Annotated in this window: 1 protein-coding gene and 1 pseudogene; both read right to left on the bottom strand. The window is 58.8% G+C overall.

Annotated elements, in window-relative coordinates:
- The coding region (dnaG, locus tag ACIONG_RS30270; RefSeq protein WP_401304676.1) for a DNA primase at positions 1-1,932 on the bottom strand (1,932 nt) is incomplete at its 3' end.
- Positions 1,933-2,417: 485 nt separating this feature from the next.
- Positions 2,418-2,533 (bottom strand): annotated as a pseudogene (gene rpsU, locus ACIONG_RS30265) (30S ribosomal protein S21); the annotation flags it as partial.

The following is a 2,533-nucleotide window of genomic DNA, read 5'->3' as shown; positions in this document are numbered from 1 at the left end:
AACAGTGCGACTTACAAGGTCGCGCAGTTGATTTTTCTCTTCCAGGCTCAGTTCGCTTTGACGCGCTGTCCTGAGCAGTTGTTCCAGATTTCGCTCGCGTTGGCGGGCTGACAAGCTAGTAATGGTGTCGAAAAACTGTTGTTCAAGGTTATCTCCGTCAATCAGCCATTCCTTTTCTGCCAGTGCCTTGAGCAATCGACCCTGTTCAGTGCCGTGCCATCGCGCGATCAACTGAAATGAGTTTAGCTTGGGATTCTTCTGTACGGCTTCGAGCAACGCCACAAGCAACTGGGCGTTGGTCTGATTTTCGTCCGCAATGTGCCCGGCATCTTCGACGCGCTCGGCCAGTTGCGGGTGATGAAGCAGTGTGCGCAGGGCGGTCAGGGTCGGCGATTCGACGCCAATCGGCGTGCGCGGGCGCTGCTGGTCGCGATCGCCGCCACGCTTGCCATTCTTGTCCCAGGGTTTCTTGTCCCATTTCTTGCCGCCGGCGCCGGGTTTCTTCGGCGTCCATTCCTGCTGCGGCACATACATGTCCTGTGCCTGCGGCTGATGGTAGTCGCTGTAATCCGGCATTGCGTCGTAATCGATGCCCGGATCGTAAGCGGGCGGCGCTTCCTGCGGCGCACTTTGGGCGAGTTGACTGACGGTTTCGCTGCTCAGGCCGGTGATTTCGGTCAGGCGCTGGCGCATCAGGATGCGCAGGTTGGCGCCCGGCACTTTGTCAATCAATGGTGCCGCGAGGGTGGCCATATGGGCCTTGCCTTCGAGCGAGCGCGGGTCGGCTTCTTCCGTCAGTTGCTGGAAAAAGTAATCTGCCAGTGGCTGGGCGTGCTGATTGATCCGTGCCTTGAACGCGTCAGTGCCTTCGGCGCGCACCAGGGTATCCGGGTCTTCGCCTTCGGGCAGAAACAGGAAGCGCGCACGGCGTCCGTCCTGCAGGCTTGAAAGCGTAGCTTCCAGTGCCCGCCATGCGGCGTTACGGCCGGCCTGGTCGCCGTCGAAACAGAACAATACGTTCGGTACGACTCGGAACAGGCGCTTCATATGTTCTTCGCTGGTCGCGGTGCCCAGTGTTGCGACGGCATTCTTCAGGCCTTGCTGGGCGAGGGCGATGACGTCCATATAACCTTCGACGACGATGATTTCATCGAGGTTGCGGTTGTTCTTGCGCGCTTCATAAAGGCCGTAGAGTTCCTGGCCTTTATGGAATACCGGGGTTTCCGGTGAGTTCAGGTATTTCGGCTTGTCGTCGCCGAGGACGCGACCGCCAAAAGCGATGATGCGGCCCCGGGTATCGCGGATCGGGAACATCACGCGATCGCGGAAGCGGTCGTAGCGTTTGCCGGTTTCGGCGTTTTCGATCAGCAGGCCGGCATCGATCATGGCTTTTTGCTGAAGCGTGTCGCTGCTCAAGTGTTTGAACAGGTTGTCCCAGCCCGGCGGGGCGAAGCCGAGACCGAAGTCCCGGGCGATCTCGCCGGTCAGTCCGCGGCCCTTGAGGTAATCCACGGCGGCTTTGCGCGCTGGGTGGCTCTTGAGTGCCTGCCGATAAAAGTCGGCAGCGGCGGTCAGCAGCGGATACAGCGGCGAATCGGTCGGCTGGCGCGGTTTGTGCGGACGGCCGCTTTCTTCGCGGGGAATTTCCATGCCAGCGGCTTTCGCCAGATCCTCGACTGCCTGGGGGAAATCCAGATTGTCGTGATCCATGAGGAAGCCGAGGGCGTTGCCGCCAGCGCCGCAGCCGAAACAGTAGTAGAACTGTTTGTCGGGGCTGACGCTGAAAGACGGGGTTTTTTCTTTGTGAAACGGGCAACAGGCGGTGTAGTTCTTGCCGGCCTTCTTCAATTGCACGCGCGAGCTGACCACATCGACGATGTCGGTGCGGTTCAGCAGGTCGTCAATGAAGCTCTGGGGAATCAGCCCGGCCATGGCGTTCTCGTCGTCTGCGCTGTAATGGGTCCGATACGAAAGGCTGTCGGACGCGGGTCGTTACTGTAGGCACGCAAAATATGCGGCTCGACCGGTGTCGTCTGCGTTATCGCTGTCGGGAAGTGTATCTGCCGAAAATCCACTGACGTTAGTACCGATCAGTCTTCGACTATTTGAAAGTGTTTCGCTGAATCCGCTGACGGCCGATAAAGGGCCTCGGATAGCTCAATAAAGCGGGCACGCATGCAGGTGCCTTGGGCTGATCGTCGTAAGAGGAATCAGTGGGTGTGCTCGTCAGTAGCCTTGAAAGGCTCGTCAGAAAAGACGTGCACCGCTGGCAAAAGAGCCAGGTCTGACGCGTGAAGCAGGTTTGTCTCGGTCGCGTGTGCGGCTTCGACGGTGAAGCATCAAGCGTTTTACGCAAATGCCATTAGCCCGGCTGAGGGCCGGGCTTAGGCAAGAAGCTTGCTACGAACGTCTGTGTATTAGTACAGACGAACGGCGCGGCGCTGTTCGCGCTGAACTTTCTTGGCGTGACGCTTAACAGCGGCTGCTGCTTTGCGCTTACGCTCAGAAGTTGGCTTCTCGTAAAATTCGCGGC

This window comes from Pseudomonas sp. NPDC087817, assembly GCF_044742875.1.
Taxonomy (GTDB): Bacteria; Pseudomonadota; Gammaproteobacteria; order Pseudomonadales; family Pseudomonadaceae; genus Aquipseudomonas.
This window is presented reverse-complemented; position numbering and strand designations above follow the sequence as displayed.